This window comes from Pseudomonas sp. MPB03, from assembly GCF_046605385.1.
GTDB lineage: Bacteria > Pseudomonadota > Gammaproteobacteria > Pseudomonadales > Pseudomonadaceae > Aquipseudomonas > Aquipseudomonas zanjanensis.
Genome location: NZ_CP176770.1, coordinates 6,363,285 through 6,382,781 on the forward strand (window position 1 = coordinate 6,363,285; position 19,497 = coordinate 6,382,781).

The window sequence follows — 19,497 nt, forward strand, 5'->3', positions numbered from 1 at the left end:
GACTGGTACGGCATCATCGGCGAAAACGCCGGGATCAACGAGCAAACCCAGCGTTTCTCCGTAGAACCCAGACAACCCCGGGCCGATAAAAGGCCCGATAGGCGTGGCCGCCAGTAAAACGGATCAGTATCCTAGCACCCTCTCGCCCGCCGACGCTAAGACCTAGCGGGCAACCCAACAGGTTTAAACACGAATGAATGCTCTTGCCCGCCGCGCCGCAGGCCTGCTGCTCAGCACAGTTTGTCTGCCCTTTTCAGCCTTGGCTGCCGACCCACAACCCACCCATGAATTCACCCTCGACAACGGCCTGAAGGTCGTCGTGCGCGAAGACCATCGCGCGCCGGTGGTGGTGTCCCAGGTCTGGTACAAGGTGGGCTCGAGCTACGAAACGCCAGGCCAGACCGGTTTGTCCCACGCCCTCGAACACATGATGTTCAAGGGCAGTGAAAAAGTCGGCCCCGGCGAAGCCTCGCTGATCCTGCGCGACCTGGGCGCCGAAGAGAACGCCTTTACCAGCGATGACTTCACCGCCTACTACCAGGTGCTGGCCCGTGACCGCCTGGGCGTGGCCTTCGAATTGGAAGCCGATCGCATGGCCAGCCTGCGCCTGCCGCCGGAGGAATTCAGCCGCGAGATCGAGGTGATCAAGGAAGAGCGGCGCATGCGCACCGACGACAAGCCCATGTCCAAGGCCTACGAGCGCTTCAAGGCCATGGCTTACCCGGCCAGCGGCTACCACACGCCGACCATCGGCTGGATGGCCGACCTGGACCGGATGACCGTCGAAGAGCTGCGTCACTGGTACCAATCCTGGTACACCCCGAACAACGCGACCCTGGTGGTGGTTGGCGACGTCACGCCGGATGAGGTCAAGTCCCTGGCCCAGCGTTATTTCGGCCCGATTGCCCGGCGCGCGGTGCCGGTCGCGAAAATCCCCCTGGAGCTGGCCGAACCCGGCGAGCGCCAGATCACCCTGCATGTGCAGACCCAACTGCCCAGCTTGATGCTGGCTTTCAATGTGCCCAGCATCGCCACCGCGACAGACAAGGCGTCGGTCAACGCCCTGCGGCTGATTTCGGCCTTGCTGGACGGCGGCTACAGCGGTCGGATCCCGACCCAGCTGGAGCGCGGCGAAGAATTGGTGTCCGGCGGTTCGTCAAGCTACGACGCCTTCACCCGTGGCGACACGCTGTTCACCTTGTCGGCAACGCCCAACACGCAGAAAAACAAAACCCTGGCCCAGGCCGAAGCCGGCCTGTGGCGCTTGCTCGAACAGTTGAAAACCACCGCCCCGACCGCCGAGGAACTGGAACGCGTGCGCGCCCAGGTCATCGCCGGCCTGGTGTATGAGCGCGATTCGATCACCAGCCAGGCCACCGCCATCGGCCAGCTGGAAACCGTCGGTTTGTCCTGGAAGCTGATGGACACCGAACTCGCCGAACTGCAAAGCGTGACCCCGCAGGACATCCAGAAGGCAGCCCAGCTGTATTTCACCCGCTCGCGTCTAAGCGTTGCGCACATCCTGCCCGAGGAGAAAGCTCATGAGTGAGCGAAAATCATCGCGCCTGGTGCCGATCGGCCTGGTGTCGATCGCCCTGGCCTGCGCCCTGGCCTTTTACCTGACGCCGTCCAGCGACTCCAACGCCAGCCAGGCCTTGGACAAGGCCAAGTCCGGCAACAAGCTGCAATCCTTGGCTGAACTGAACGACAAGGCGCCCAGCCGGCGCCAGCTCGACGTGCAAACCTGGCAAACCGCCGACGGCGCCAAGGTGCTGTTCGTCGAAGCCCGGGAATTGCCGATGTTCGACCTGCGCCTGACCTTCGCCGCCGGCAGCAGCCAGGACGGCGACGCCCCTGGCCTCGCCCTGCTGACCAACGCCATGCTCAACGAAGGCGTGGCCGGCAAGGATGTCAGCGCCATCGCCCAAGGCTTCGAAAGCCTCGGCGCGGACTTCGGCAACGGTGCCTACCGGGACATGGCCGTGGCGTCCCTGCGCAGCCTCAGCGTGGTCGACAAACGTGAGCCTGCCTTGAAGCTGTTCGCCGAAGTCGTCGGCAAACCGACCTTCCCCGCCGACTCCTTTGCCCGTATCAAGAATCAGATGCTGGCCGGCTTCGAGTACCAGAAGCAGAACCCCGGCAAACTGGCGGGCCTGGAACTGATGAAACGCCTGTACGGCGAGCATCCTTATGCCCACTCCAGCGACGGCACCGCCGAGAGCATTCCACCGATCACCCTGGCCCAGGCCCGGGCGTTCCACGCCAAGGCCTATGCCGCCGGCAACGCCGTGATCGCACTGGTGGGGGACTTGTCCCGCGCCGAAGCAGAAGCGATTGCCAACCAGGTTTCCACCGCGCTGCCCAAAGGCCCGGCCCTGGCGAAAACCCCGCCACCGGTGGAGCCGAAGGCGAGCATCGGTCACATCGAGTTTCCGTCCAAGCAGACCAACCTGATGCTCGCGCAACTGGGCATCGACCGCGACGATCCGGACTATGCCGCCGTGTCCCTGGGCAACCAGATCCTCGGCGGCGGTGGCTTCGGCACGCGGTTGATGACTGAAGTTCGCGAAAAGCGCGGCCTGACCTACGGCGTGTACTCCGGTTTCACGGCGATGCAGGCCCGCGGCCCGTTCATGATCAATTTGCAAACCCGTGCAGAGATGAGCGAAGGCACTTTGAAACTGGTGCAGGACGTGTTCGCCGACTACCTCAAGAACGGTCCGACCCAAAAAGAACTCGATGACGCCAAGCGCGAGCTGGCCGGTAGCTTCCCGCTGTCCACCGCCAGCAACGCCGACATCGTCGGCCAGCTCGGCGCCATGGGGTTCTACGACTTGCCGCTGAGCTACCTGGAGGACTTCATGCGCCAGTCCCAGGAACTGACCGTCGAGCAGGTCAAGGCCGCGCTGAACAAACACCTGAGCACCGACAAGATGGTTATCGTCACTGCCGGCCCGAGCGTGCCGCAAAAGCCGTTGCCGCCCCCCACTGACAAACCTGCCGAGCAGCCGCTCGGGGTTCCGGAGCACTAATGGCCCGCCCATCCAATTCCAGCAAGAAACCCGTGCACAACGGTGTGAACCAGTTGCGCATCATCGGGGGCGAATGGCGCAGCCGGCGCCTGAGCTTTCCGGATGCCCCGGGCTTGCGCCCGACCCCGGACCGCGTGCGGGAAACCCTGTTCAACTGGCTCGCGCCCTACGTGGCGGGTGCCCGGGTGCTCGACCCGTTCGCCGGCAGCGGCGCGCTGTTCCTCGAAGCCTTGTCCCGCGGCGCCGCCATGGGCCAGGCCCTGGACGCCAGCAATCTGGCGGTCTCCAGCCTGAAGGAGCACCTGGGCACCCTGCGCTGCACCGTCGGCCAGGTGCAAACCGCCGATGCGCTGCGCTACCTCGACAGCCAACCGGCAACACCTTTCGACCTGGTATTCCTCGACCCGCCGTTCAACCAGAACCTGTTGCCGACGGTCTGCGCCTTGCTCGAAGAACGCCAGTGGCTGGCCGAGGATGCCTGGGTCTACACTGAAAGCGAGACCGCCCCGTCCACCCTGGGCTTGCCGGGCAACTGGCGCTTGCACCGCGAGCAGAAATCCGGACGGGTGTATTACGCGTTGTGGCAGCGTTTGACAAAGGACATGGGCTGAACGGCTGACCCGTACATCGAGAATAATAATGATGTCCGCCACACCTGAACGTTTCGTCCCTGCTACGGGCCTTGGCAATCCGCACCTGCAAACCTTGTGGGGCCCCTTGTGGCGCCCGACCACCCACATCGCGCGCCAACGCGAGCGCTTGTGGTTGGAAGACGGTGATTTCCTCGACCTCGACTGGCATGGCCCCCACAGCGCCGAGGCCCCCTTGGTGCTGGTGCTGCACGGGCTGACCGGCTCTTCCAATTCGCCCTACGTGGTCGGGTTGCAGCAGGCGCTCGGTCGCCAGGGCTGGGCCAGTGCGGCGTTGAACTGGCGCGGCTGCTCGGGGGAGCCGAACCTGTTGCCCCGCAGCTATCACTCGGGCGCCAGTGAAGACCTGGCCGCCGCCATCGCCCACTTGCGCGCCCGACGGCCCTTGGCGCCGCTGTTTGCGGTGGGCTATTCGTTGGGCGGCAATGTGTTGCTCAAGCACCTGGGAGAAACCGCCGGCGACAGCCAGTTACAAGGGGCGGTGGCGGTCTCGGTACCGTTTCGCCTCGACCAGTGCGCCGATCGCATCGGCCAGGGTTTTTCCAAGCTCTACCAGGCCCATTTCATGCGGCAACTGGTGGCCTATGTGCGCAACAAGCAACGCCAGTTCCAGCACGACGGGCGTCACGAAGGCCTGGCGACCCTGGCGGCGCTGGGTCCGCTGGAGAACATGCGCACCTTCTGGGACTTTGACGGCCGGGTAACGGCGCCGCTGCATGGGTTCTCCGACGCAGCGGATTACTACCGCCGCGCCTCCAGCCGCTATTTCATGGCAGGTATCAGCACGCCGACCCTGGTCATCCAGGCCGCCGACGATCCTTTTGTATTCCCCCACAGCCTGCCCGAACCGGGCGAATTATCGGCCTCGACCCGGATTGAATTGCATGCCCGGGGTGGGCATGTGGGGTTTGTCGACGGAACCTTGCGACGCCCCGGGTATTACCTGGAGCGGCGGATTCCCCATTGGCTGGCCAGCCTGGAGCGCGGCTGAACGTGGCAAGGTTTGTAGCCCACACAAATCCCCTGTGGGAGCGAGCTTGCTCGCGATAGCGGTGGATCAGCGACATTGAAGTTGACTGATACACCGCAATCGCGAGCAAGCTCGCTCCCACAGTTTTGGGGGGGTTCACCCCTATTGATTCCAGGTGTCTGTTATTCGCCCTTCGCCACGCCCCGCTGGGGATCATTGATCCATTCACTCCACGAGCCGGCGTACAGCCGTCCCAAGGGATAGCCTGCCAGGCACAAGGCAAACAGGTTATGACACGCCGTCACGCCGGAGCCGCAGTACGCCACCAGTTCGGTGGGCGAACGCTCGCCCAGTTTTTCGGCGAAGCGTTGCTTGAGCTGTTCGGCCGGCAGGAAGCGGCCATCGGCGCCCAGGTTGTCGGTGAACGCTGCGCACTGGGCGCCCGGGATATGCCCGGCTATCGGGTCGATTGGCTCGACTTCGCCCTTGAAGCGCGGCAATGCCCGGGCATCCAGCAAGGTCATGGCCGGCTCGCCAAGGCGTTGTTGCAGGGCTTGCGCATCGATCAACAAACTCGCGTCCAGTGCACCGCTGAAGGTCCCACGACCGTTCTGCGGCGGATCAAGACTCAGGGGCAAGCCCGCGGCATGCCAGGCCTTGAGCCCACCGTCGAGGATGTACACGCCGTCGCGCTTGCCCAGCCAGGCCAGCAACCACCAGGCCCGCGCGGCATAGGCGCCGGGACCGTCGTCGTACAGCACGACCTCGCTGTCGTTATCCAGCCCCCAAGTCTTGAGACGCTCGATCAACGCCTCGGGCTCGGGCAACGGATGACGCCCGGTCACGCCCTTGGTCACCGTTCCACTCAAGTCGCGCTCAAGGTCTGCGAACGACGCCCCGGCAATGTGGCCCTCGGCATAACTGCGCTGACCGTAATCCGGGTCTTCCAGGGCGAAACGGCAATCGAGGATCACCAGCCCGGGCTGGGATCGCCGCTGTTCGAGGGCTTGGGGGCTGATGAGTTGCGCGATGGGCATGGTGAGCTCCTGTGACTGAATCGGGGATCGATTCCTACTGCCCTTCCTCCAGGGTCTGGGCCAGCGGGACGTAATATTCCTTGAACAGTGCATCCACCTCCTCGCGGGCCTGGTCGGTCACGAAACCGGCCTCCAGCACCAGCACCTGATAGACGCCGCGCTTGATGGCCTGCTCGCTCAGGTGGCTGAAATTTTCCCGCGTGGTGCACAAGAACCGCACCCAGGACGTGAGGATGATCCAGGCGTTGAGGGTCAGGGATTCGATCTGCACCCGGTCCATCTTCAGGATACCGGCGGCAACGAATCCCTCGTAGATCGCGGTGCCGTGGATCAGGCAGCGCTGGGAAAACCGACGATAGCGGGCCGCCAGGTCCGGATCGCTGTCGAGCAGATGCTCCAGGTCCCGGTGCAGGAAGCGATACCGCCACATGGCCGCCAGCAGTTCCTGCAGGTAAAAGCGTTTGTCATCCACTGTGGCCGCCCGGCCCTGGGGCGGTCGCAGGAAACTGTCCACCAGGTTCTCATACTCACTGAACAGCACGGCGATGATCGCCTGCTTGTTGGGGAAGTGGTAATAGAGATTGCCCGGGGACATGTCCATATGGGCGGCGATGTGGTTGGTGCTGACGCTGCGCTCGCCTTGCTGGTTGAACAGCTCGAGGCTGTTTTGCACGATGCGCTCGCTGGTTTTCATTCGTGGGGCCATGGTTTGGGCTTTAATTCGACGAAGGCATTGAACGCATCTTACGACCTATCCGCCACAGGAAAAACCCAAAGCCGCTAAGGATGCCATTGACTTTCTAGAGTACAAGCTCTAAAAAACATCCACTCTAATAATATCTGGTGCCTGACGATGCCTGCCGACGTGGCCTACCTGCACGAGTCTCAACAACAACTGGACGAGCTGCGGTCGCGCTTCGATGCCCAGCGCCAGGCCTACGCCGCCCACCCGATGCCACCGGCCGTACAGCGCCGCCAATGGCTCAAGGCACTGCGGGAGGTATTAAGCAACGAACGCCAAGCCTTGATCGACGCCATCAGCCAGGATTTCAGCCACCGCAGCGCCGACGAAACACTGTTGGCCGAGCTGATGCCGAGCCTGCATGGCATTCATTACGCCAGCCGTCATCTCCAGGGCTGGATGAAACCCTCCCGGCGCAAAGTGGGTATGGCCTTTCAACCGGCGTCCGCCAAAGTGATCTATCAGCCGTTGGGCGTGGTCGGGGTCATCGTCCCGTGGAATTACCCACTGTTCCTCGCCATCGGGCCGCTGGTAGGGGCATTGGCGGCGGGCAACCGGGTGATGCTCAAGCTCAGCGAATCGACACCGGCGACCGGTTTGCTGCTCAAGCAATTGCTGGCCCGGGTCTTCCCCCAGGACCTGGTGTGCGTGGTGCTGGGCGAGGCGGAGGTGGGCATGGCGTTTTCCAAGTTGCCCTTCGATCACCTGTTGTTCACCGGCGCCACCAGCATTGGCAAGCATGTCATGCGCGCCGCGGCGGAAAACCTGACGCCGGTCACCCTTGAGCTGGGTGGGAAATCGCCGGCCATCGTGTCGGTCGATGTGCCGATCAAGGACGCCGCCGAACGCATTGCCTTCGGCAAAACCCTGAATGCCGGGCAAACCTGTGTCGCCCCGGACTATGTGCTAGTGCCGCAGAACCGCGTCGGCGAATTCGTCGAGGCGTATCGCGAGGCGGTTCGCGGGTTTTATCCGACCCTGGCGGACAACCCGGACTACACCGCCGTCATCAACGAACGACAACTGGCGCGGCTCAACGGCTACATCGGCGACGCCACCAGCAAAGGCGCGTTGCTGATCGAGCTGTTCGAGCAAGGCCAGGGTCGCCGCATGGCCCACAGCCTGCTGCTCAACGTCAACGATGAGATGACCGTCATGCAGGACGAGATCTTCGGCCCGCTGCTGCCCATCGTGCCCTATGACAATCTGGACCAGGCGTTTGCCTACATCAATCAGCGACCCCGCCCGCTGGCGCTCTACTACTTCGGCTACAACAAGGCCGAACAGCATCGCGTGCTCCACGAAACCCATTCCGGCGGCGTCTGCCTGAACGACACGTTGCTGCATGTCGCCCAGGATGACATGCCATTCGGCGGCATCGGGCCCTCGGGAATGGGGCACTACCACGGGCATGAGGGTTTCCTGACCTTCAGCAAGGCCAAGGGCGTGCTGACCAAACAGCGATTCAACGCGGCGAAGCTGATTTATCCACCCTATGGCAAGCCGTTGCAGAAACTGATCCAGAAGCTGTTTGTCCGCTGACGCGTCTCTTGCCGGGTAATAACAATAATGAACCCAAGCCTCATCGATACCCCCGCGCTGTCACGGCGCGGCCTGCTGAAATTCAGCCTCGGCGCCAGCGCCTTCCTGGCCACCGTCGGGCTCGGCATCAGCCTGAGCGGTTGCTCGCCAAGCCAACCGGCCGCGGGCTTGATCGCCCTGCGCGACAGCGACCTGCCATTTCTACGCAGCGTCATCCCCGTGATGCTGGAGGGCGCAGTGACCGTCGAACAAGTCCCTGCCGCCACTGACGAAACCCTGAAAAGCCTGGACAACGGCCTGGCCCACTTGTCCCCCGCCATGCTCAAGCTCACGCATCAGCTGTTCGATGTGCTCACCCTGGGCATTACCCGTGGACCACTGACTGGGGTCTGGGGCTCATGGGAGAACGCCAGCGCCGATGACATCCGCCAGTTCCTCGCCCGGTGGGAAAACAGTTCACTGGACCTGCTGAGACAAGGCCACAGTTCATTGCTGCAACTGGTGATGATGGCCTGGTACAGCCGCCCCGAGTCCTGGGCGCGTTGCGGGTACCCAGGACCGCCAACGGTCTGAAAAACCAAGTTGCACCCTGTGGGAGCGAGCTTGCTCGCGATAGCGTCGGATCAGCAGCATTGTTGTCGACTGACACACCGCAATCGCCAGCAAGCTCGCTCCCACAGGGTTCCTCATCGTCGACACATAACAATAAGAGAGCCCCGAACATGCCCGTACCCGATCCCTTCCGCGAAGGCCTCGCCCGTGGCTGGACCACCTACAACGGCGCGCAGCTGACCGAAGACCTGACCCTGGAAGCGGACGTGGCCATCGTCGGCAGCGGTGCCGGTGGCGGGACCACGGCGGAAATCCTCAGTGCCGCCGGCTACCGTGTGTTGCTGATCGAGGAAGGGCCGCTCAAGACCAGCCATGATTTCAAGCTGCTCGAAGACCAGGCCTACAGCAGCCTGTACCAGGAAGGCCTCGGGCGCATGAGCAAGGACGGCGCCATTATCATTCTCCAGGGCCGGGCCGTCGGTGGCACGACGCTGATCAATTGGACCTCCAGCTTCCGCACGCCCGACCAGACCCTCGACCATTGGGCCGCCGAGCACAACGTCAAGGGCCACGGCCGCGCTGACATGGCACCCTGGTTTGCGCAGATGGAACAACGCCTGGGCGTGGCGCCGTGGCTCGTTCCGCCCAACGCCAACAACGACGTGATCCGCAAAGGCTGTGAACAACTGGGCTACGCCTGGCACGTCATCCCGCGCAACGTCCGCGGTTGCTGGAACCTGGGTTATTGCGGCATGGGCTGCCCGACCAACGCCAAGCAGTCGATGCTGGTCACCACCATCCCGGCCACGCTGGACAAGGGCGGCGCGCTGCTTTACCTGGCGCGGGCCGAGCGCCTGACGATCAAGAACGACGCCGTCGTCGGTCTCGAATGCCAAGCCATGGACGAACGTTGCGTGGCGCCGACCGGGCGGCGCATCACCGTCAAGGCGCGGCACTACGTGCTGGCGGGTGGTGGCATCAACAGCCCGGGCCTGCTGCTGCGCTCCGAGGCGCCAGACCCGCACGAACGCGTGGGCAAGCGTACCTTCCTGCACTTGGTGAACATGTCCGTCGGGCAATTCGACGAGGTCATCAATCCGTTCTACGGCGCGCCGCAATCGATTTATTCGGATCATTTCCAATGGCAGGACGGGACCACCGGCAAGATGGCCTACAAGCTCGAAGTCCCGCCCCTGCACCCGGCCCTCGCCACCACGTTATTGGGCGGGTTCGGCGCCGAGAACGCCGTGCACATGTCCCGACTGCCCCATACCCACGCCATGCTGGCGCTGTTGCGCGACGGTTTTCACCCGGACAGTCCCGGTGGCAGCGTCGAGTTGCGCAGCGACGGCACGCCCGTGCTCGACTACCCCGTTTCGCCATATACCTGGGATGGCCTGCGCCGGGCTTTCCACAGCATGGCCGAAATACAATTCGCCGGCGGCGCCAAGGCGGTCATGCCCGCCCATAGCGATGCCCACTACGTGAAGACCCTGGCCGAAGCCCGCGCGTTGATCGACGGGCTCGACCTGGCCTTGTATCGCACGCGCCTGGGCAGTGCCCACGTGATGGGTGGCTGCGCCATGGGCGAAGACCCGAAAACCGCCGTCGCCGACAGCCTGGGCCGCCATCACCAACTGGGCAACCTGTCGATCCATGACGGCTCGCTGTTCCCCACCAGCATCGGCGCCAACCCGCAGTTGTCGGTGTACGGGCTGACCGCACAACTGGCGACGGCCCTGGCCGAACGCCTGGAAAACCCATGAACCCTGTATTGAAACCGTGGCGAGGGAGCTTGCTCCCGCTTGAGCGCGAAGCGCTCACAAAATGGGTCTGCTGCGCAGCCCAGCGGGAGCAAGCTCCCTCGCCACAGGGTTACCGAACGTCTGAATATCCGGGTTATTCGCAGCGTCTATAGTGCTTTCTTACGCAACAGCCGACTTGGCCGACCGAGAAGGCTGCGATACCATCCGACTCCCCAACGGACTCCCGCCAGGACGACGCGATGAACCGAGTGTTGTACCCAGGTACCTTCGACCCTATTACCAAGGGCCATGGCGATCTGGTCGAACGCGCCGCGCGCCTGTTCGACCATGTGATCATTGCCGTGGCTGCCAGCCCGAAGAAAAACCCGCTGTTCCCGCTGGAACAACGTGTGGAACTGGCCCGCGAGGTCACCAAGCACCTGCCCAACGTGGAAGTGGTCGGCTTCTCGACGCTTCTGGCCCACTTTGCCAAGGAAAAGGACGCCAACGTGTTCCTTCGCGGCCTGCGCGCGGTCTCGGACTTCGAGTACGAGTTCCAATTGGCCAACATGAACCGCCAATTGGCACCGGACGTCGAAAGCCTGTTCCTGACGCCGTCGGAGCGCTACTCGTTCATTTCCTCGACCCTGGTACGGGAAATTGCGGCGTTGGGCGGTGATATCACCAAGTTCGTCCACCCGGCCGTGGCCGATGCACTGACCCTGCGCTTCAAGAAATAGCTGGCGGATGCTGCGAGCCGCCTCGCAGCACAGCGCAGTCCATCGCGCCCGCGTGCACTGCGCTCGTCAATGCGGCACAATTGCGCCCATACGTTTTCAGATGCCCGGGCCCAACGCCCCGGCAGGAGCCTGCATGTCCCTGATCATCACCGACGACTGCATCAATTGCGACGTCTGCGAACCCGAGTGCCCGAACGCCGCCATTTCCCAAGGCGAGGAAATCTACGTCATCGACCCGAACCTGTGCACCCAGTGCGTCGGCCATTACGACGAACCCCAGTGCCAGCAGGTTTGCCCAGTGGATTGCATCCCGCTGGACGAGGCTCATCCGGAGACGGAAGAGCAGTTGATGGAGAAATATCGCAAGATCACTGGCAAGGCTTGAGCCAGGTGGTTTTGTGGCGTCTTTGCCGGCCTCTTCGCGAGCAGGCTCGCTCCCACAAGGGATTTGCTTAGGACACAGATTGTGTGAACTCAATAGATCCCTGTGGGAGCGAGCCTGCTCGCGAAAGGGCCAGCAGCCACACCACAAATGCAGATGCTGACAATTACTCCTGCCGCTCAAACCCCTCCCCCACACACCCCAGGCATCGCACAAACGTGGCTTTCGCCGGGTCCACCACCAGCGCCTTCCCCGCATCGCCGACCCCACCGCCCAGCGCGGTAAAGGGCAACGACACCACGAACGCCCCCGCCCCGATCACCGTGGCGGCGAGCAGCAGTGGGCGGGCGATCAGCAGGTCGCCGATCATGGCGAAGGCCGGCGGATTCTGGATGGTGTAGCGCGGGTCGCCGCTGCCGCTGTTGGCCTGGGCAGGCAAACCGACACTCAGCAGCAGCGCGAGAACGACAGGTCGAAGCAGATTCATGGTCGATCCTTCGGCTAAAACAGTATGAATACTGACTATAGACCGTAGGACCGATCAGCTCTGGCAGCGAGGGCACCAGACGCTGGCGCGCTGGCCCAGGCGAATTTCCCGCAGCCCCGTGCCGCAGACCTTGCACAGCTCCCCGCCCCGGCCATAGACAAACAGTTCCTGCTGGAAATAGCCGGGCTGGCCGTCCCCACCGATGAAATCCCGCAACGTGGTGCCGCCGCGCTCGATGGCATGGGCGAGGATGCGCTTGATCTCGATCGCCAGCTTCAGGTAACGCGCCCGGGAAATGCCTCCGGCGGCCCGGCGCGGGTCGATTCCGGCGGCGAACAGCGCCTCGGTCGCGTAGATATTGCCCACGCCCACCACCACCGCGTTGTCCATGATGAACGGCTTGACCGCCATGGAGCGCCCTCGCGAAAGCTGGAACAACCGCTCGCCATCGAACAGGTCGGTCAACGGCTCGGGACCGAGGCGAATCAACAGCTCGTGATTGAGCGGGTCGAGGCTCCAGAGCATCGCGCCAAAACGCCGGGGGTCGGTGTAGCGCAAGGCCAGGCCGGACTCCAGCTCGATGTCCACGTGCTCATGCTTGAGGGCGGGCATGCCGACCTCCACCAGGCGCAAGTTGCCGGACATGCCCAGGTGGCTGATCAACGTGCCGACCTCGGCGTTGATCAACAGGTACTTGGCCCGCCGCTCCACCTGCACGATGCGCTGGCCCGAGAGCCGCACGTCGAGATCTTCCGGGATCGGCCAGCGCAGGCGGCGGTCACGGACCACCACGCGACTGACCCGCTGGCCTTCAAGATGGGGCGCGATGCCGCGGCGGGTGGTTTCGACTTCCGGCAGTTCTGGCATGGTGTTCTCGCATCAGGCGACGCCGCGCGCTCAACGAGAGGCGAGGTCGCGAATTTCCTGTTTCTGGGTCTGGAAGTCGTATTCCGACAAACCGATGTAGTCGAGCACCAGGCCCCCGACGCTCTCCCACTCGTGGTCTTCGGCCTGGTTGCCGAGTACCCGGTGGGAGGCACAGATGTTCTCGGACATCTTCAGGATCGCCAGCAGGTTTTTCAGCGGACTGTTGTTGCGTGAAGACTCGTCGCTGAACACCGCCAGGGCATTGTGGTGGTTGGCAATGGCCTGGCTGACGTGATCCGGCAGGCGCCAGGATTTGGACGTGTAGTAACCGACCACCGCATGGTTGGTGTTGAACACGCGGTTCTCGGTGTCCACCACCCGGCACTCGGCGCTGGCACTGGCGTAGGCCTCTTCCAGCACGCTCATGTAGTTGGGAAACTGCTTGAGCATCAACGGCACGCCACAATCGTGGAACAGCCCCAAGGCATAAGCCTCGTCACCGTTTTCCAGGCCAACGCGCTTGGCCAGGGTCAGGCAGGTCATCGCCACGTCCTGGGCCGTATCCCAGAAGCGGTTCAGGGTGACGATGGCATCATCGTGCAGCTCGCCCTTGATCGACTGCGCATTGATCAGGTTGATGATCGAACGGCTGCCCAGCAGGTTCACCGCGCGCTGGATCGAGGTGATCTTGTTGCGCAGGCCGTAATACGGCGAGTTGACGATCTTGAGCAAGGCCCCGGAAAGGCCCGGGTCCTGGGAAATCAGTTTGGCGATGGTCTCCAGGTCCGGGTCGGGCATGTACTGCTCCATCTGCAGATCCACCATGATCTGCGGCTGGGGCGGCACGCTGATGCCTTGCAAGGACTGTTGGATCTGTTCGGCAGTAAGCTCTTTGGACATGAGTACACACTCTGGGTCAGGCGGGGATTCTAACCCTTAAAGATGGATCCGATACACCGCAAGGAAGATCGGCGGAACTTTCCTTCAGGCATCGGCTTCGGACTTTACAGGGCCGACAGCCGAGCCTGCATACAGGCTTTAGTCGGCAACCCAGCCACTCAGCTTGAGGAGATTTTTTCATGACTGGCTCCCTGAACAACAAACGTGTCGCCATCCTGGTGACCGACGGTTTTGAACAGGCCGAACTGACCGGCCCCCAACAGGCGCTGGAACAGGCCGGCGTCAAGGTGGACATCGTTTCGGCCCGTGAAGGCCAGGTCAAAGGCTGGAACCATGACCAGCCGGCCGACGATTTCCCGATCGACCTGACCTTCAAGGCCGCCAATGTCGAGCAGTACGACGCCGTGGTGCTGCCCGGTGGCGTGCAGAACTCCGATACCATCCGCATCGACCCCGACGCCCAGAAACTGGTCAAGGGCTTCGAGGCGGCGGGCAAGCCCATCGCGGTGATCTGCCATGGCGGCTGGTTGCTGGCGTCGAGCGGGCTGGTCAAGGGCAAGACCATGACCAGCTACAAGACCCTCAAGGATGACCTGGTCAACGCCGGGGCGAACTGGGTCGATCAGGAAGTGGTCAAGGACGGCACGTTGATCAGCAGCCGCCAGCCTGATGACATCCCGGCGTTCAACCGCGAGTTGCTCAGCGCGTTGTTCGCTTGAAGCCTGCTGCGCTCTCGCTCTGTAGGAGCTGGCGAAGCCTGCGATCTTTTGATTTTGATCTTTCGCTCGCGACTCAAGTGTCTGGGGAAAGATCGCAGCCTCGTTTCACTCGACAGCTCCTACACAGCTCCTACGGCCAAGCGAGAGGGTGCTTGCTCACCACATGTCCACCGCAAGCCCCGCCAAGGTTGCAACACGGTATACTCCCGCTCTTTTTTCCGGAGCGACGTCATGTCCCTGCCTAGCCTGCGCCTCAAAGCCAACGCCGACCGTCGCCTGCGCGCCGGCCACCTGTGGGTCTACAGCAACGAAATCGATGTAGCCGCCACGCCCCTGCATGGCTTCAAGGCCGGCGACCAGGCCATCCTCGAAGCCGCCGGCGGCAAGCCGTTGGGCATCGTTGCGATGAGCCCCAACAACCTGATCTGCGCCCGGCTGCTGTCCCGTGACGTGAAGCTGCCGCTGGACAAATCCCTGCTGGTGCATCGCCTCAACGTGGCGTTGTCCCTGCGCGAGCGGCTGTTCGACAAGCCGTTCTATCGCCTGGTCTACGGCGACTCCGACCTGCTGCCGGGCCTGGTGGTCGACCGCTTCGGCGACATCCTGGTGGTGCAGATCGCCTCGGCCACCATGGAAGCCCACAAGGACGACGTGATCGCCGCCCTGACTCAAGTGCTCAAGCCCAGCGGCATCCTGTTCAAGAACGATTCCGCCGCCCGTGACGCCGAAGGCCTGAACCGCTACGTCGAGACCGTGTTCGGCCTGGTGCCGGAATGGGTCGCCCTGGAAGAGAACGGCGTGAAGTTCGAGGCGCCGGTCATGGAAGGCCAGAAAACCGGCTGGTTCTACGATCACCGCATGAACCGCGCACGCCTGGCGCCGTACGCCAAGGGCAAGCGCGTGCTGGACCTGTTCAGCTACATCGGCGGCTGGGGCGTGCAAGCCGCGGCGTTCGGCGCCAGTGAAGTGTTCTGCGTCGACGCCTCGGCCTTCGCCCTCGACGGTGTCGAGCGCAACGCCGCGTTGAACGGCTTCGCCGAGAAGCTGACCTGCATTGAAGGCGACGTCTTCGAAGCCCTGAAGGAACTCAAGGCCAGCGAAGAGCGCTTCGACGTGATCGTCGCCGACCCACCGGCCTTCATCAAACGCAAGAAAGACCTGAAGAACGGCGAAGGCGCCTATCGCCGCCTCAACGAGCAAGCCATGCGCCTGCTCAGCAAGGACGGCATCCTGGTCAGCGCATCGTGCTCGATGCACCTGCCCGAAGACGACCTGCAAAACATCCTGCTGACCAGCGCCCGTCACCTGGACCGCAACATCCAACTGCTCGAACGCGGCGGCCAGGGACCCGACCACCCGGTACACCCGGCCATCGCCGAAACCCGCTACATCAAGAGCATCACCTGCCGGTTGTTGCCCAACAGCTGAGGCCTGGCGGGGCCAGTGCCGTAGCGCTGTGCACCCCTAATGGCACCCAGATCGCAGCCTTGGCTGCGATTTTTTTTGCGCGCCTGAATAAGTCTGTAGGAGCCCCCCCACGCAATTTCCAGAACCGTCCTACTCAATCTCCCCGTGACTGGCGGACATGACGCATTAGGATTGAAAGCGACCCTCAGGTACGCCTTGGAACGCCTCATGACTGATCCGCAAAACCGCTTGGCAGCCCGCAAACCGGCCACCGTCGGCTTGTTGCTGACGCTGACACTGCTCGGCGTCTTTCCAATCGATGTCGTGCTGCCCTCGTTCCCTGCACTGTCCGAACACTTTCAGAGCCCATCATCAGATATCGCCCTGTCTGTCAGCCTGTTCGCAGTGGGCATCGCCCTTTCGCAACTGCTGATCGGTCCGCTTTCCGACGTTATGGGACGAAAAAACCTGCTGTTGATCGGGATCGCCGTTTCAGCGGTTGGAGCAACAGGTTGCGTACTCGCCGACAGTTACTGGTCCTTTCTCTTCTTCCGTGTCGTCCAGGCCTTGGGGTGCGGTTGTTTCGTGCTGTCCCAAGCGCTGATCCAAGACCTGTTCACCGGACAGGAACAGCAGCGATTGCGAGTCTTGCTGGTCACCTGCGGCGGGATTTTCATTTCCGTTTCGCCCCTGGCTGGCACCGGACTGCAAAGCTGGATGGGCTGGCGCGGCAGCTTCCTGGTGTTCATTGCCCTGGCAGTTGGCGTATTCGCAAGCGCCTGTCATTTGCTTGAGCACTCCCCAGCCGGCAGTCAACCCAGGCGTTTCAATATCATCGCATCCTATCGAAAGGTCTTCGGTGACTTCAGTTTCGTCGCTTATTGGTTAACCTCGGCGCTGGCTTTTTCCTGCCACTTTTCGTTCATCGTCATTTCACCGCTGGCCCTGATCGACCAGTTGCACTTATCGCCCGAGGCTCTTTCGCTGGTACTGCTGGGCTATGGCCTGGCCTATATCGGCGGGGGCGCGGTGGCGTCCGTGCTGAGCAATCGAATCGATCCACAGGCGCAAATTGTCACGGGTCTGGGCCTGATCCTTGCCGCAGGCCTCCTGATGCTGGGGCTCGCCAATTACCTAGGCTTGTCGATCACTACCCTGTTAGCGCCCATGATCGTTTGCACCGCCGGAACGACCATTGCCAGGGCGGCAGCCAACAACCAAGCCATGACGCTATTTCCGGCGCAGGCCGGCACGTCCGCCTCGGCCGGTAGCGTACTGATCTTTATTGTCGGCGGGCTAACCAGTGCCGTGATCAGCCTCACCCCGCTGGACTTACAGCTGGCCCTGGCCCTCTGCCTGATCCTGCTCAGCCTGCTGGGGCTGGCACTCAATGGCCTGGTCCGGCAGCGCGATAGGGGGCTGTTAGCCGGCTGAACCCTGCCAGTCGTCATCCCGCGCACGACATTGGCGCCCGATCAGCGCTTTGCGTCATTTCATCCTGGCGCCAGCGGTGTAGAATCGTGGCATTCATCGCCATTCATCCCCGGCGGGTTTATGAGCTCATGCCGAGGCGCGCAGCGATCCTGCAAAGTCATCGGCCACTTCCGGACACACGGCCAAACCCGGGTGCTCCAGACGTCGACAGAAGCTCACTCCCATTGATACCTGATAAGTACCTGATTAGCCGCCCGGAGTGCTCCATGCCTGATTACCGCTCGAAAACATCCACCCATGGCCGCAACATGGCCGGCGCCCGTGCCTTGTGGCGCGCCACGGGGATGAAGGATGACGACTTCAAGAAGCCGATCATCGCCATTGCCAACTCCTTCACCCAGTTCGTACCGGGCCACGTCCACCTCAAGGACCTCGGCCAACTGGTTGCCCGGGAAATCGAACGCGTCGGCGGCGTTGCCAAGGAATTCAACACCATCGCCGTGGACGACGGCATCGCCATGGGCCACGACGGCATGCTTTATTCGCTGCCGAGCCGCGAGATCATCGCCGACTCGGTCGAGTACATGGTCAACGCCCACTGTGCCGATGCCATCGTGTGCATTTCCAACTGCGACAAGATCACCCCCGGCATGCTCATGGCCGCCCTGCGTCTGAACATCCCTGTGATCTTCGTCTCCGGCGGTCCGATGGAAGCCGGCAAGACCAAGCTCGCCAGCCACGGCCTGGACCTGGTCGACGCCATGGTGATCGCCGCCGACTCCAGCGCCTCTGACGAGAAGGTTGCCGAGTACGAGCGCAGCGCTTGTCCGACCTGCGGTTCGTGCTCCGGCATGTTCACCGCCAACTCGATGAACTGCCTGACCGAAGCCTTGGGCTTGGCATTGCCGGGCAACGGTTCGACCCTGGCCACCCACAGCGACCGCGAACAGTTGTTCCTGCAGGCCGGCCGGACCATCGTCGAGCTGTGCAAGCGCTACTACGGCGAGAACGACGAGTCGGTGTTGCCGCGCAACATCGCAAACTTCAAGGCGTTCGAAAACGCCATGACCCTGGACATCGCCATGGGCGGTTCCACCAACACCATCCTGCACTTGCTGGCCGCGGCCCAGGAAGCCGAGATCGATTTCGACCTGCGCGACATCGACCGTCTGTCCCGTCACGTACCGCAGCTGTGCAAGGTCGCGCCGAACATCCAGAAGTACCACATGGAAGACGTGCACCGTGCCGGCGGGATCTTCAGCATCCTCGGCTCCCTGGCCCGTGGCGGCCTGCTGCACACCGACCTGCCGACCGTGCACAGCAAGAGCATGGCCGAGGCCATCGCCAAGTGGGACATCACCCAGACCACCGACGAGGCCGTGCATCACTTCTTCAAGGCCGGCCCGGCGGGCATCCCGACGCAAACCGCGTTCAGCCAGTCGACCCGTTGGGAAACCCTGGACGACGACCGTGAAAACGGCTGCATCCGCAGCGTCGAGCATGCCTACTCCCAGGAAGGCGGCCTGGCCGTGCTGTACGGCAACATCGCCCTGGACGGCTGCGTGGTGAAGACCGCCGGCGTCGACGAGTCGATCCATGTGTTCGAAGGCAACGCGAAGATTTTCGAAAGCCAGGACAGCGCCGTGCGCGGCATCCTCGCTGACGAAGTGAAGGCCGGCGACATCGTGATCATTCGCTACGAAGGCCCGAAAGGCGGCCCGGGCATGCAGGAAATGCTCTACCCAACGTCCTACCTGAAATCCAAGGGCCTGGGCAAAGCCTGCGCCTTGCTGACCGATGGCCGCTTCTCCGGCGGCACCTCGGGCCTGTCCATCGGCCACGCTTCGCCGGAAGCGGCGGCGGGCGGCGCCATCGGCCTGGTGCGCGATGGCGACAAGGTCCTGATCGACATTCCGAACCGCTCGATCAACCTGTTGATCAGCGACGAAGAACTGGCCGGGCGCCGCATCGAACAAGACAACAAGGGCTGGAAACCGGTGGAAGTGCGTCCACGCAAAGTCACCACGGCCCTCAAGGCCTACGCCCTGCTCGCCACCAGCGCCGACAAGGGCGCGGTGCGTAACAAGGCGATGCTTGACGGCCTGTAAACGCTACCCATAAAAAAGCCCCGCCAAGTGCGGGGCTTTTTTTTGGTTCCAATTCGACCCTTGGAACCGAGTGATCTTTTGTGGCGAGGGAGCTTGCTCCCGCTGGGTCGCGAAGCGGCCCCCATAATTCGTCCCTCACCTCAATGCGTGGGCTGACGACCTTGGGGCTGCTGCGCAGCCCAG

General features: G+C 62.9%; 18 protein-coding genes. 13 read left to right on the forward strand and 5 right to left on the reverse strand.

What is annotated here, in order from left to right:
- Positions 1–193: 193 nt before the first annotated feature.
- From ACLH0I_RS27830 to ACLH0I_RS27845, 4 genes are read left to right on the forward strand one after another with little or no spacing between them, the layout of a single operon-like run.
- Positions 194–1,549, forward strand: coding sequence for a M16 family metallopeptidase (locus ACLH0I_RS27830; protein WP_411385886.1), 1,356 nt, complete (start codon positions 194–196; stop codon positions 1,547–1,549).
- Positions 1,542–3,032, forward strand: a complete 1,491-nt coding sequence (locus tag ACLH0I_RS27835; protein ID WP_250964327.1) for a M16 family metallopeptidase — start codon at positions 1,542–1,544, stop codon at positions 3,030–3,032. Before ACLH0I_RS27830 ends, ACLH0I_RS27835 begins: the two co-directional genes overlap by 8 nt.
- Complete coding sequence (gene rsmD / locus ACLH0I_RS27840; RefSeq protein ID WP_122567412.1) at positions 3,032–3,643, forward strand: 16S rRNA (guanine(966)-N(2))-methyltransferase RsmD; 612 nt, start codon at positions 3,032–3,034, stop codon at positions 3,641–3,643. Before ACLH0I_RS27835 ends, rsmD begins: the two co-directional genes overlap by 1 nt.
- Before the next feature lie 31 nt (positions 3,644–3,674).
- A complete protein-coding gene (locus tag ACLH0I_RS27845) occupies positions 3,675–4,673 on the forward strand; it encodes a hydrolase (protein ID WP_411385887.1) in 999 nt (332 codons plus the stop codon).
- A 161-nt stretch (positions 4,674–4,834) separates the two neighbouring features.
- Here the strand turns inward: ACLH0I_RS27845 and ACLH0I_RS27850 are convergent, their stop codons facing one another.
- Together ACLH0I_RS27850 and ACLH0I_RS27855 are read right to left on the reverse strand one after the other, a co-directional pair.
- On the reverse strand, positions 4,835–5,689 hold the full coding sequence (locus ACLH0I_RS27850) for a sulfurtransferase (RefSeq protein WP_250964329.1): 855 nt from the start codon (positions 5,687–5,689) through the stop codon (positions 4,835–4,837).
- A 34-nt stretch (positions 5,690–5,723) separates the two neighbouring features.
- Positions 5,724–6,395 (reverse strand): TetR/AcrR family transcriptional regulator, encoded by a 672-nt coding sequence (locus ACLH0I_RS27855; RefSeq protein ID WP_046063227.1) that lies wholly within the window; start codon positions 6,393–6,395, stop codon positions 5,724–5,726.
- 147 nt (positions 6,396–6,542) lie between these two features.
- Here ACLH0I_RS27855 and ACLH0I_RS27860 point away from each other — a divergent pair, with 147 nt between their 5' ends.
- The 5 genes from ACLH0I_RS27860 to ACLH0I_RS27880 all read left to right on the forward strand — a co-directional run bounded on the left by ACLH0I_RS27860 (position 6,543) and on the right by ACLH0I_RS27880 (position 11,395).
- Positions 6,543–7,973, forward strand: a complete 1,431-nt coding sequence (locus tag ACLH0I_RS27860; protein ID WP_250964331.1) for a coniferyl aldehyde dehydrogenase — start codon at positions 6,543–6,545, stop codon at positions 7,971–7,973.
- Positions 7,974–8,000: 27 nt separating this feature from the next.
- Complete coding sequence (locus ACLH0I_RS27865; protein WP_250964332.1) at positions 8,001–8,546, forward strand: twin-arginine translocation pathway signal protein; 546 nt, start codon at positions 8,001–8,003, stop codon at positions 8,544–8,546.
- Positions 8,547–8,695: 149 nt separating this feature from the next.
- Complete coding sequence (locus ACLH0I_RS27870) at positions 8,696–10,291, forward strand: GMC family oxidoreductase N-terminal domain-containing protein (protein ID WP_411385888.1); 1,596 nt, start codon at positions 8,696–8,698, stop codon at positions 10,289–10,291.
- Positions 10,292–10,530: 239 nt separating this feature from the next.
- Complete coding sequence (coaD, locus tag ACLH0I_RS27875) at positions 10,531–11,010, forward strand: pantetheine-phosphate adenylyltransferase (protein ID WP_250964334.1); 480 nt, start codon at positions 10,531–10,533, stop codon at positions 11,008–11,010.
- A 133-nt stretch (positions 11,011–11,143) separates the two neighbouring features.
- On the forward strand, positions 11,144–11,395 hold the full coding sequence (locus ACLH0I_RS27880; protein ID WP_003195146.1) for a YfhL family 4Fe-4S dicluster ferredoxin: 252 nt from the start codon (positions 11,144–11,146) through the stop codon (positions 11,393–11,395).
- A 163-nt stretch (positions 11,396–11,558) separates the two neighbouring features.
- Here ACLH0I_RS27880 and ACLH0I_RS27885 read toward each other — a convergent pair whose 3' ends face one another.
- Genes ACLH0I_RS27885 through ACLH0I_RS27895 form a run of 3 tightly spaced genes read right to left on the reverse strand, consistent with a single transcriptional unit; the run spans position 11,559 to position 13,592 of the window.
- Positions 11,559–11,879 (reverse strand): multidrug transporter, encoded by a 321-nt coding sequence (locus tag ACLH0I_RS27885; protein ID WP_250964335.1) that lies wholly within the window; start codon positions 11,877–11,879, stop codon positions 11,559–11,561.
- Between the two features lie 54 nt (positions 11,880–11,933).
- Complete coding sequence (gene mutM, locus ACLH0I_RS27890) at positions 11,934–12,746, reverse strand: bifunctional DNA-formamidopyrimidine glycosylase/DNA-(apurinic or apyrimidinic site) lyase (protein WP_053188961.1); 813 nt, start codon at positions 12,744–12,746, stop codon at positions 11,934–11,936.
- A gap of 30 nt (positions 12,747–12,776) precedes the next feature.
- A complete protein-coding gene (locus ACLH0I_RS27895; RefSeq protein WP_186730240.1) occupies positions 12,777–13,592 on the reverse strand; it encodes an HDOD domain-containing protein in 816 nt (271 codons plus the stop codon).
- Positions 13,593–13,825: 233 nt separating this feature from the next.
- Between ACLH0I_RS27895 and ACLH0I_RS27900 the strand changes: the two genes are divergently transcribed.
- The 4 genes from ACLH0I_RS27900 to ilvD all read left to right on the forward strand — a co-directional run bounded on the left by ACLH0I_RS27900 (position 13,826) and on the right by ilvD (position 19,314).
- On the forward strand, positions 13,826–14,365 hold the full coding sequence (locus ACLH0I_RS27900; protein WP_411385889.1) for a type 1 glutamine amidotransferase domain-containing protein: 540 nt from the start codon (positions 13,826–13,828) through the stop codon (positions 14,363–14,365).
- A gap of 231 nt (positions 14,366–14,596) precedes the next feature.
- On the forward strand, positions 14,597–15,793 hold the full coding sequence (locus tag ACLH0I_RS27905; RefSeq protein ID WP_003206543.1) for a class I SAM-dependent rRNA methyltransferase: 1,197 nt from the start codon (positions 14,597–14,599) through the stop codon (positions 15,791–15,793).
- A gap of 207 nt (positions 15,794–16,000) precedes the next feature.
- Positions 16,001–17,206, forward strand: coding sequence for an MFS transporter (locus ACLH0I_RS27910; protein ID WP_411385890.1), 1,206 nt, complete (start codon positions 16,001–16,003; stop codon positions 17,204–17,206).
- 266 nt (positions 17,207–17,472) lie between these two features.
- Positions 17,473–19,314, forward strand: a complete 1,842-nt coding sequence (gene ilvD, locus ACLH0I_RS27915) for a dihydroxy-acid dehydratase (protein WP_053126275.1) — start codon at positions 17,473–17,475, stop codon at positions 19,312–19,314.
- Positions 19,315–19,497 lie beyond the last annotated feature (183 nt).

Excerpts from the sequence above, each read along its gene's own strand:
- ACLH0I_RS27865 (WP_250964332.1), top strand. The coding sequence starts at position 8,001 with ATGAACCCAAGCCTCATCGATACCCCCGCGCTGTCACGGCGCGGCCTG.
- ilvD (WP_053126275.1), top strand. The coding sequence starts at position 17,473 with ATGCCTGATTACCGCTCGAAAACATCCACCCATGGCCGCAACATGGCC.
- ACLH0I_RS27845 (WP_411385887.1), top strand. The coding sequence starts at position 3,675 with ATGTCCGCCACACCTGAACGTTTCGTCCCTGCTACGGGCCTTGGCAAT.
- ACLH0I_RS27900 (WP_411385889.1), top strand. The coding sequence starts at position 13,826 with ATGACTGGCTCCCTGAACAACAAACGTGTCGCCATCCTGGTGACCGAC.
- ACLH0I_RS27855 (WP_046063227.1), bottom strand. The coding sequence starts at position 6,395 with ATGGCCCCACGAATGAAAACCAGCGAGCGCATCGTGCAAAACAGCCTC.
- ACLH0I_RS27860 (WP_250964331.1), top strand. The coding sequence starts at position 6,543 with ATGCCTGCCGACGTGGCCTACCTGCACGAGTCTCAACAACAACTGGAC.
- ACLH0I_RS27850 (WP_250964329.1), bottom strand. The coding sequence starts at position 5,689 with ATGCCCATCGCGCAACTCATCAGCCCCCAAGCCCTCGAACAGCGGCGA.
- ACLH0I_RS27880 (WP_003195146.1), top strand. The coding sequence starts at position 11,144 with ATGTCCCTGATCATCACCGACGACTGCATCAATTGCGACGTCTGCGAA.
- rsmD (WP_122567412.1), top strand. The coding sequence starts at position 3,032 with ATGGCCCGCCCATCCAATTCCAGCAAGAAACCCGTGCACAACGGTGTG.
- ACLH0I_RS27835 (WP_250964327.1), top strand. The coding sequence starts at position 1,542 with ATGAGTGAGCGAAAATCATCGCGCCTGGTGCCGATCGGCCTGGTGTCG.
- mutM (WP_053188961.1), bottom strand. The coding sequence starts at position 12,746 with ATGCCAGAACTGCCGGAAGTCGAAACCACCCGCCGCGGCATCGCGCCC.
- ACLH0I_RS27830 (WP_411385886.1), top strand. The coding sequence starts at position 194 with ATGAATGCTCTTGCCCGCCGCGCCGCAGGCCTGCTGCTCAGCACAGTT.
- ACLH0I_RS27870 (WP_411385888.1), top strand. The coding sequence starts at position 8,696 with ATGCCCGTACCCGATCCCTTCCGCGAAGGCCTCGCCCGTGGCTGGACC.
- ACLH0I_RS27905 (WP_003206543.1), top strand. The coding sequence starts at position 14,597 with ATGTCCCTGCCTAGCCTGCGCCTCAAAGCCAACGCCGACCGTCGCCTG.
- coaD (WP_250964334.1), top strand. The coding sequence starts at position 10,531 with ATGAACCGAGTGTTGTACCCAGGTACCTTCGACCCTATTACCAAGGGC.
- ACLH0I_RS27885 (WP_250964335.1), bottom strand. The coding sequence starts at position 11,879 with ATGAATCTGCTTCGACCTGTCGTTCTCGCGCTGCTGCTGAGTGTCGGT.
- ACLH0I_RS27910 (WP_411385890.1), top strand. The coding sequence starts at position 16,001 with ATGACTGATCCGCAAAACCGCTTGGCAGCCCGCAAACCGGCCACCGTC.